The organism is Xanthomonas sp. LMG 12460, from assembly GCF_009192895.1.
Lineage (GTDB): Bacteria > Pseudomonadota > Gammaproteobacteria > Xanthomonadales > Xanthomonadaceae > Xanthomonas_A > Xanthomonas_A sontii.
The window spans coordinates 1-9,227 of sequence record NZ_NKUH01000102.1 but is presented as its reverse complement, the minus strand read 5'-3'; the positions used below and the strand labels follow the sequence as shown (position 1 = coordinate 9,227).

The following is a 9,227-nucleotide window of genomic DNA, read 5'->3' as shown; positions in this document are numbered from 1 at the left end:
GCGGACGACCTGGGCGCGCACGCAGGCCCAGTCGTAGCTGAGGATCTCGTGTTGGCCGCCCCCGCCCCAGAGCGGCCACCAGCCGAAGAGACGCGTGTTGTCCTTGAAGACATGGACCTTGCCGGCGTTGCGGTCGAACAGGGTGGGTGCGTAGCGGTAGCCGATGAGGTCGAAGCGGAGCATGAGAAGTGCGCTAGCCAGCAAAACCATGAGTCCGATCAACCCGAAGTAGCTAAGTCCTAGTACGCGATCAAAGGTCGCATCGAAGACGATGTAGATCAAAGGGGGCATCATCACCAAGGCGCCGAAGGCCAAGTAGCCCAAGAGTGCAGTCATCATGCTTCCATAAGCCAGCCCATGGGGAAATGCCTCGATGACCGCGCCTCCGCTGTTGGGTGATCGGCTGGCCGGTACGCCGTGCGGCGGCAAGAGGACGGCCTGGGTCCCCACGCCTTTGAACACTTCGTTCTCGTGCAGCTTGAAGAATTCGTCTCCGGCCTGCTGGCCGAGCCATTCGATATCGGCCATACCGGCGGGTCGGCGCGATGTCGATGGCTTGGGCTCGGAGGCGGAGTGTTTGTCGTTCTTGGTTCGGGTCATGGTCAGGGTTTAGAGCGGCTCACAAAACCCTTCTGGCGTCGTTTCCGCATCTTGTCGTACTAATCGTACTGCCTTCGATGCGGCGCCTCGTCAGAACCGCTTCGCTGGGTTTTGTGAGCCGCTCTTATTCACGCTGAGCGTGTCGCGCCCGAGGCTGACGCGCTCGCAGGCAGCCGCGAGGCGACCCCTGCTGCGCGGTCTGGCACCACATGGCGCCAAGCGTCCAGCGCGCTGCCACGCAAGGGGGCGCCGCCCACGCTGGCCAGCACTTCAGGCGGCCATATGGGCTTGCTCTTGATGTGGAAACTGGCCCAGCGGATCAGGCCGTAGAGCAGGGTCAGCGGAAAGAGCGGGATGGCGATGACCTGCCAGAGGATGGCGCCCAGGTCGGGGTGCTTCCAATGCTCCGCACTGCCCGGGCCGATGAAGGGCTGGCCGAAGAAGATGCAGCGCGCCAAACGCATCTCGAACAAGGCCTCATTGGGTCCGTCGCCTTCGACGAACAGCGGCCCTTCGTGCTCCATGAAACGGCGGATGTGCTCCCAGGTATCGAGCAGGGGCTGCACCGCGATGGCGCTGCTGGTCAGGCCCAGGCCGAACTGGCCGACCACGCGGGTGTCGCCGGGCGCAGCCAGCACGATCATCTGCAGTGCCGCGTTGTCCTGTGCGACGGTGCCGGTGAAGGTCTTGAAGCGGACGACCTGGGCGCGCACGCAGGCCCAGTCGTAGCTGAGGATCTTGTGTTGGCCGCCCCCGCCCCAGAGCGGCCACCAACTGAATAGACGCGTGTTGTCCTTGAAGACATGGACCTTGCCGGCGTTGCGGTCGAAGAGGGTGGGTGCGTAGCGGTAGCCGATGAGGTCGAAGCGGAGCATGAACGTAGTAGCCAACAGCATGATTCCACCGAACACAGCCGAGAACGCATCGAAGCTTGTGAAGAGCATTGGAATCAGCAAAGCGAGCAAAGGGCTCATGATGGCGATTGCTCCGAAAGCAAGATAGCCGACGAGCACAGTCATCATGCTTCCGTACACTAGCCCATGCGGAAACGCCTCGATGACCGCGCCGCCGCTGTTGGGCGATTGGCTAACAGGTACGCTGTGTGGCGGCAGGAGCACCGCCCCGGCGCCGATGCCCCTGAACACTTCGTTGTCGTGCAGCTTGAAGAACTCGTCGCAGGCCGCCTGGCCGAGCCAGTCGAGATCGGCCATGCCCAGTGGCCGGCCAGATGCCGATGGCTTGGGTCCGGAGACAGGGTGCTTGTCGTTCTTGGTTCGGGCCATGACCAGGGTTTATTCACGATGAGCGTGTCGAGCCCGCGGCTGACGCACTCGAAGGCAGCGGCGCAGCGATCTATGCTACGCGGTCCGGCACCATATGACGCCAAGCAGAACTGGGGTCAGAGCTAACTTTAAATTTCCTTGCATACAATAAAATTGCACTCTGGCCCCTGTTTTTCTCCCTACGTGTTAAGTACGGATAAAGTGCACTCTGACCCCTGTTTCCGCCCTGACCCTGTTTACGCCTGTTTACGACCCCTGTTTACGGAGGGCATTCTGACCCCTGTCTCTTTTATAAGTGAACCTGATCCCGCTACTCTTAACCACTAGCCACGCATTTAAGGGCTCGGTTCACGAACATGGCGGCGACTAACCATGGGAAAGTCTTGCAGAAGACAATAAAGTGCAGAAAGAAGAACACCCAAGGTACCCAGCTCTCGATGTGTGAGATTGGCCTGTAGAGCTTTGGATTTTTACCACGCTGGACAGCATCCCATTCAGCATCATATGGACTTATAGGAAGACGCTTTTCAATGTCCTGAACAACCTGCCACTTGGCTGTATTCAAGTTTCGATACGAAATAATGATATTGTACCAGAAGAGCGTAAGCATGCTGCCGGCCACAGCTAGAAGCCACATGTAGTCCGTGCTGTCTTTTGAAGTCAGGTAACCGACGAAGGCGAGAATTGCTGAGTTGACCGTAAGAAAGTAAGTGTTAGCAGTCGTTCGCCTTTGGCTGATACGGTCAGCCATTTCAACGTATAGCCTGTACTGATCAAGAAGATGGGAGTACCACTTATCGTTGGATGGGTAAGTGGCTCCCTCTGGAATTTCATTCCACAGCTTACTTTGCGGGACATCAACCATCATCGGCCTCCGCCGATGAGGATCTTCAAATTGTCCCAAGTCCAGTTGTAAAGCTTATCGGTCTCACTAGCACTCGTTGGCTTTGTGCAAGTCTTGTCCGAGTAAGCTGCAAGCAGGAAATATGGCTTGTTCTTTTCTTTTGCAATGCGCAGTTCCGCCGCTACGCCCATCGCGGTGTGAGTGTGCTGACCACAAAGAACGATCACTACGTCTACATTATCCATGCGCCTTTTGACTTTTTCTTGCCAGTCTCCAGTGAGGTGCTCGTCAACGGAGTTGTCTTTGAAGTCAAAAGGACTGTCCGGGAGCTTGGCTTGACCCGCCAGCATGGTTTTTGCTCCCTCGTCATGGTGGTAGTCGAAGCTAATGAAAGCACGCTTTTTTGTCATTTTAGTTCCCCTAGGACTGATTTGAACGTCTACACTTGAGTTAGAAAGCCCCACGTAGCAGCGTTAGCCTAGCTGAATTGTTAAAACTTGTATTCGCGAGTCTCGTAAGGCTTTTTAAAATAGGCATAAACGCGGTCAGATTGAATTTATATGTGAACCCGACCCCCGTTACTCTTTACTCTTCAAAATAGTAAGTTTACTCCGCCCCCTGTTTTTCCTCTTGTTTTTTCTGTGGAATTGGGAGCCTTGCTTTATCTTTTCTAACGAAATCTGCGAGCTTCTTAAGTCTGCGGTACTGGGCACTGAGCAGCTTAGCTGTGACATGCACACTACCTGTTCGATTCTCAAGCTCGTTAAGCCCGTTGAAAGTCATTGCTTGCGCTAGCTCTTGATTCAACGCTTGGAGTTCACTCAATTCCTGACGGGTCAAATGAATGGAATCGATGCGTGCTTTGCGGGCTCTTGCGCTTATCTTGTAAAGGCAATCCTGGATGGCGGCGTAGGCCTTAACTGTGCCTGCTGCAGAAGTGGCAATTGTTGCTACCGCGCTAGCGATCTTGATTGCAGGGTGTAAGTGAAGGATGAGATCAATCCACCCGGGCGAGGCGTATCTGATCTCTTTAATAACGGGCTTGAATCTCGGCCCAACTTGACTCTGGAGAACAGAGTAGATGTTGACTACCGAGTATCCGCCGCCCCAAGGGTAGTTCTGCAGTGCGTAGTTGATCCGACCCTCATCCTGAGAAGGAAGCTCAGTATCGAATGCATATGCGAACGCATATACCTGAAGATAGGCATGAGGAAACTCATACAAATCTTTCAGATTCCAGCGCCCATCCATCTCTATTCGATATATTCCCGACTCCATTACCCCCCCTGCGAAGACCATTTTCTAAGAGAACAGAGGTCGGAGTTACATCTCCATAAATAGAAGTGCACTCTACCACCTGTTTTGATCCCTATTTTTTCGCTTAGCCACCGTAGCCACTATTTGAGCTGCTCATTAATCCTCCTAAGAAATTCTTCCTGGTTCAGCTCAACCTCGGCTTCCTTTTCCCTTCTTTTCGCCATGTCAGCCTCAAACGCTTTCGAGATGCGTGCGCTCTCCTCGTTTGCGTCAACAACTGCTTGCTTCAATCTCGGTAGGTATTTACTCTCCAGCTGGCTATAGTGACATGACAAAACGAGCTCGTCACCAATCAAATCCACACTACGCTGCATATTATCTTTTACGGCCGAGTACTCTTTATAGAATACATTTTTCCATGTTGAGTCCGGTTGCGGCGTTAGTTTAAAACGGAACTTAGTGTCGCCTTTTGCAACAATTTCTGTTGCTTGGTTCAAAACGCAAGCTATCCTTACATTCGTTATTGCCATCTTCCATTCCTCAAAGTTAAGGGCGAATTTAACGCTGGAATTACGTCATGCCGTTAGTCGTCGTTGGCTTAGTAAACTGTTAGGCCCCAACGAGAACCAGGGGTCAGATTTTCCAGAATTTAGGTAATTAAGACTTATGCCGACGATATTGATTGTTAGTGCTCGGACTGCGGTAGCTACCGCCCTTGTGCGAAGAGCCGTGGCCCGACGTGTAGTGGCCGCCGTGACTAGTCGTGTGGTGTGAGCCCGGCGCACGCACACGTGCGTCCGCAGATGCAGCAGCCAGGCACATGGCGAATCCAGCCAGCACCGCGATGATAGAGACTTTGGTAAACATCGATTTGCCCCTGAGAAAATTTGGCGTCCTAGCTTTCCCGCTGCAGACTGACGCTCTACGCCGCGTAGCTCAGCAGGCGCAACAGTTCAATCAGGTCGGATGAAGGTCCGTTCTCCCCGACGACCATGTTCTAGCACGGCGTCACACTTTTTTGGGAGACAAGTTCAACCTTCAGCCGTAAACATTCCCAGACGAAGGCACTCCTCTACGCAAGGGCTCGTCTTGATGTGGCCCCCGCTTAAATCAGGGCACATCCACCACATTATTCCGCTCGGTCAGTTCCGCCATATCGCTCTCGGTGACGATACGCAGCCGCTCTCCCTTGGCGCTCTTTCCACCCGGAACTACCAACCGCACCACCGCCGTCCTCGGCTCCAAATCCCGCGGCGCCTCCAACGCAGCAAACGCCGCCCGCGCCAATTCCCGACCCCGCGCATCCTCCAACACCACGAACCCAGCCGGCGCATCCACATGCCCCAGGCTATGCACGGTGACCTCGATGGCATCGGCCATCACCCGCACATCCCCACGCCCGATCCCCAGATCCGGCCGTAGCTCGACCGGCACCGCCGCCGGCGTGACCAGCTCGAACTCCATCACCACCGTCTGCCCGGCGGGGAACTCCACGTCCACCGCCCCGCTCTTCTCGAACGCGAATTCACGGGTGGCGGCCTTGCCGTCGATCTTCCCATCGCCGTCGCGATCCACACCCGCACGCATCCGCCACTGCCCGGCGGCGACGTTCCACCCGGTCATCTGCGCCCGCTGCGCCTTGCCGCTGGTGTTGTAGCCGATGACGGTGAAGCGATCCTGCCGCGGCTTCGGCAGCAGCAGCGCCACCTGCACCGCGCCGTCGGGGTCGGCGAAGCGCCAGCTGACGGTGTGGCCGGGATAGGTCTGGTTGCGCTTGAGGGCGACGCCGCCGAGGCGGGCGCGCTGCAGGTTCACGGTGGGCGATTCGACGCGGTCGCTCCACCAGTGGCCTTCGGTGTTCATGTAGAAGGTCTGCAGCTTGTCGCGGGTCTCGGCGCGGTACAGGGTTTCCAGCCAGCGCGGGTCGCCGCTCTGCTCCCAGGCGACGTGGTGGGCGAAGTCCGGGGCGTCGTCGGGGGCGGCGTCGGCTGCCGCCTTGGCCAGGCTGGCGCCCCAGCTGTCGCGCTTGCCGAGCACGTCGAGGAAGTTCTCGTTGAGCAGGGACAGGCCGCCGGGGCCGGCCTTGGCGACGCGGTAGTCGATGGGCTGGAGGTAGCGCGCATCGCCGGTCCAGCGGTACGCCGCCCAGAAGGTGTGCAAGGTGTCGGGGCCGCCGCTGCCGTCGAACAGGCTGCCGCCGCGGGTCTTGCCGGTGGCCCAGTTGATCTCGTTGGGCAGCGCCCACTGGCCCTTGGCGTCGGTGTAGGCGTGGGCCAGGTAGCCGTCGGCCAGGCCGGTGACGATGCGGCGGCTGTTGGGGTCGGCGTTGTAGCCACCCAGCAGCAGCGCCGGGTGCAGGATCGGGAACGAATAGGGTTTTTGCCACTGCCAGTTCGGCTCGCGGTAGACCTTGCGCCCGCCGAACCAGTTGCTGGCGAACAGCAGGTGGCCCTGCGGGTTGACCTGGATGATGCGGTCGAACGCCTTCACCGTGCGCATCAGCCGCTCCACCGTCAGCGGGTCGCCCCAGTTGAGGTAGAGCATTTCGCTGTTGATGTTGATGCCGTCCTCGTAGGAATGCAGTTCGTCGGTCTCGATGGTGGAGAGGCCGTCGGTGAACATGCCGTTGCGGTAGTTGGCGTCGGACAGGGCGGTGAGCGAGGCGTTGAGCTTGTCCGGGTCCACGCCCATCAGGGCGACGCCGGGCCATTGCTGGGTGAGGTCGGAATCGTCGGAGATGCCGCCGCCGAAATCGCCGTAATCCACCTGTCGCTCGTCGATCCACCAGTTGATGTAGCGGCGCGTGGCCTTGAGATCTTCCAGCTGCCAGAACGCCCAGCCCGGCACGCCCTTGGGCGGCTGCGGCAACTGCACCGGCAGCGGGCCCTGGTTGCCGTAGCTGATGTCGGCCCAGTACTGGCGGCCCAGCGCGTTGTCCGGATCCACCCGCAGCAGGTCGTGGATGTCCGCATCCAGGCGCGCGTACAGGCGCTGGCGCTTGGAGGTGGTGTGTTCCTCGACCAGGAAGCCCCAGTTGTCCTTGACCTGGTTGAAGCGGTCGGCGATGTGCTCGACCTTGGCCTGCTCGCGCGGCTTGAACAGCAGGCGCAGTTGCGCGCCGTCCAGCGCGCGCGCGTCGAAGCCGGGGGCGGCCGAGGCGATGCTGAGCATCAGGCTGTCGTCGGTCAGGATGCGGTCGCGCAGGTCCAGCCACAGCGTGCGCGCCTGCCCGGGCGCGACCGACACCGACACGTCGAGCATGTCGCGGCCGGGCCAGATCGGATCCTTGACGCGGAGGTTGAGCGGGATCAGGCCGTTGTGCGTGGCCGGCAGCTGCAGCGCCGGCAGGTCGATGGCGATGCCGTCCAGGCCGTCGTGCATGTTCTCCCAGCCGTACGACCAGCTGCGCATCAGCGGCTGCGCGGCCGGCGCGTCGCCGAGGTTGGACGGGATGAGCACATGCACGATGGGCAGCGGCGGCACCGCGGTCTTTTCGTCGGCACGCTTGCGCGACGGCGCCTTGGTCGGCAGGGCGACCACGGTGCTGCGTTCGTCCGGCGGGTAGCGCCCGGCGATGTAGGCGCGCAGCGCGGCGAGGTTGGCGTAGTCCGGGGCGATGTCGCTGCGCACGGTGTAGCGCAGCGTGGCGCTGGGGTTGGCCGGCTCGGCGCCGGCGCCGACGTCGTAAGCCCAGATCTCCTGGATCGGAGTTTCCTGGGCGACGTTGGTGAAACGCAGGTGGCCGCCGCGGCGGCGCTCGAATTGGTCGACGCTGCGCACGGTGCCCTGGGCGCGCGAGAACAGCGGCGCAGGCGTGGCGCCAGCGGCGGCATAGGTGGCCTGGCCATAGGCGGCGCCGCGCAGTTCGATGCGGTTGAACGGTTCGTCGGGCAGGGCCAGGTCCAGCGCCTTGCCGCCTTCGACGTAGACGTTCCAGTCGGGCAACTGGAAGTAGTCGTTGCGGCCGGGCAGGCGCGAGCGGTTATAGACGCCGGGCCAGGTGGTCTCGGCGATGCCGTCGGTCGCCTTCCACATCCATTCCTTGAGGTCCTTGGCGTCGGCGAACTCGACCTTGCGGATGCGCGTGGACGGGGCATCCAGCGCCGGCGGTGCGCGGCCGTGGTCCCAGCCGAAGCGGTGCAGCCAGGCGTTGCGCGCGGCACTGTCGGGCACGGTCTCGGCGCTGCGCGGTTCCTGCTGCCGGGCCAGCGCGGCGACGCCCGCGGCGTCGAGCATGCGGTCGTAGACGCGGATCTCGTCGAAATCGCTGCCGCGCAGGAAGTTGTAGCGGCTCTGCACCTGGTGCGGGGCGAGCACGCGTGCGGCCAGGCCGAGCTGGTCGAGCGCGGCGTCGAAGTCGAGCGAGCCGCCATCGGCGCAGGCCTGGGTGCAGTCCACGCGTGCGGCCTCCTTGCCGTCCACGTACAGGCGCACGCCGCGGGTCTCGTCCCAGGCGAAGGCCAGGTGGGTCCAGGCGCTGGGCGCGGGGAACTTGTCCAGCTTGAAGGAGACGCGGGTGCGGGCCAGGTTGGCGTCGGTCACGAAGGCATCGAAGCCGTGGCCGTTCCAGTCGATGCGCAGCCAGGCCATGTCCCAGCTGGTGTGGTCGGCGTAGCCGACGCGGAAGATCACGAACGGCGCTTCGCCCACCGGGTAGCGCGAGCGCCAGAAGAACGACAGCGTGCCGCGCTGGGTGTAGAGGTTGCCGGGGGCGTTCCAGGACAGCACGCCGTCGTCGGCCCATTCGATGGCCTGGCCGGAGACGCCGGTCGGCACCAGGGCGATCTTGTCGCGGAAGTTGGGTTGGGGGTCGCCATGGGCGACGTCGGCGTCCAGGCCTTTGTCGGCGGAGACGCGGAACAGCAGTTCGGGGGGGGCGGCGGCGGCGATGGCTGGCAACGCGAGGACACAGAGCAGGGCGAGGCGGTGTGAGATGCGACCTGGGCTCTGCGATTTGGCGGCGTATGCAGTAGAGCCTTGCTTTGCCGAAGTGGGTAGGAACAGCGCGTCGCGGCTGACGCCGCTCCCACATGTGCGGTACTGCACTGTGGGAGCGGCGTCAGCCGCGACGCGCGATGCCGGCACATCCTGTGGCAATCGCGGAGAGCCGATGGACGCAAGCAGGGGCACCGCCTTCGCCTTCAGGCGACGCCACACCCCAGGACCGATCGCCGTCACCCCACCGCCGGCGCCCACCGCGCTGTCGCAGATTGCCACCTTCATCTCGGTCCGTTTCGACACGC

Annotated in this window: 7 protein-coding genes; all 7 read right to left on the bottom strand. The window is 61.0% G+C overall.

Features of this window, described 5'->3' with window-relative positions; translation table 11 throughout:
* A partial coding sequence (locus CEK66_RS17980; RefSeq protein WP_226978671.1) for a hypothetical protein occupies positions 1–600 on the bottom strand: 600 nt, incomplete at its 3' end.
* Positions 601–728: 128 nt separating this feature from the next.
* Positions 729–1,811 carry a DUF6708 domain-containing protein gene (locus CEK66_RS17975; protein ID WP_193312706.1) on the bottom strand — a complete coding sequence of 361 codons (1,083 nt, stop codon included), beginning with the start codon at positions 1,809–1,811 and terminating at the stop codon, positions 729–731.
* A 388-nt stretch (positions 1,812–2,199) separates the two neighbouring features.
* The gene (locus tag CEK66_RS17970; protein ID WP_152237828.1) at positions 2,200–2,748 is read right to left on the bottom strand and encodes a hypothetical protein; all 549 of its coding nucleotides are present in this window, start codon (positions 2,746–2,748) and stop codon (positions 2,200–2,202) included.
* Positions 2,748–3,137 (bottom strand): TIR domain-containing protein, encoded by a 390-nt coding sequence (locus CEK66_RS17965; protein WP_082028810.1) that lies wholly within the window; start codon positions 3,135–3,137, stop codon positions 2,748–2,750. The genes CEK66_RS17970 and CEK66_RS17965 overlap by 1 nt, the downstream gene beginning before the upstream one ends.
* 196 nt (positions 3,138–3,333) lie before the next feature.
* A complete protein-coding gene (locus CEK66_RS17960; protein ID WP_152237827.1) occupies positions 3,334–3,978 on the bottom strand; it encodes a hypothetical protein in 645 nt (214 codons plus the stop codon).
* 146 nt (positions 3,979–4,124) lie between these two features.
* Positions 4,125–4,481, bottom strand: coding sequence for a hypothetical protein (locus CEK66_RS17955; RefSeq protein ID WP_152237826.1), 357 nt, complete (start codon positions 4,479–4,481; stop codon positions 4,125–4,127).
* 613 nt (positions 4,482–5,094) lie between these two features.
* Positions 5,095–8,883, bottom strand: a complete 3,789-nt coding sequence (locus CEK66_RS17945; protein WP_152237825.1) for a LamG-like jellyroll fold domain-containing protein — start codon at positions 8,881–8,883, stop codon at positions 5,095–5,097.
* Positions 8,884–9,227: the final 344 nt, after the last annotated feature.